The following is a 338-nucleotide window of genomic DNA, read 5'->3' as shown; positions in this document are numbered from 1 at the left end:
TCCTGGCCTGAACCCCACCCGTTTCCGTTGTTGCTGGCGCGCCTTGCTTGCGGCCCGCGCGGTCGCGCGCGCGTCCAGCCCGTTCAGATCCAGAGACTCTCATGCACAAGAACAAGGACATCCTGCGGGCAACCTGCCTGGCCACCGCCCTGGCCGCGTCGTTTCCCGCCTGGCCGCAGGCCACCGGCGCCGACGCCATCACCACCACCGATCCGGTGGTGATCACCGGCGTCGCCCCGAGCGCGCCGCTGACCTTCACGACCGACCCGAAGATCCCGCGCCAGCCGCTGCCGGCCAGCGACGGCACCGACTACCTCAAGACCATTCCCGGCTTTTCG

At 69.8% G+C, this 338-nt stretch carries 1 protein-coding gene; it reads left to right on the top strand.

Going from position 1 to position 338, the window contains the following annotated elements; all coding sequences use genetic code 11:
• Positions 1-101 precede the first annotated feature (101 nt).
• Positions 102-338 (top strand): hypothetical protein (locus RISW2_RS23315; protein WP_211238757.1); only part of this gene is annotated, 237 nt, incomplete at its 3' end.

Source organism: Roseivivax isoporae LMG 25204 (genome assembly GCF_000521865.1).
GTDB lineage: Bacteria > Pseudomonadota > Alphaproteobacteria > Rhodobacterales > Rhodobacteraceae > Roseivivax > Roseivivax isoporae.
The sequence above is the reverse complement of the archived record's forward strand: the minus strand, read 5'-3'. Positions and strand labels throughout refer to the sequence as shown.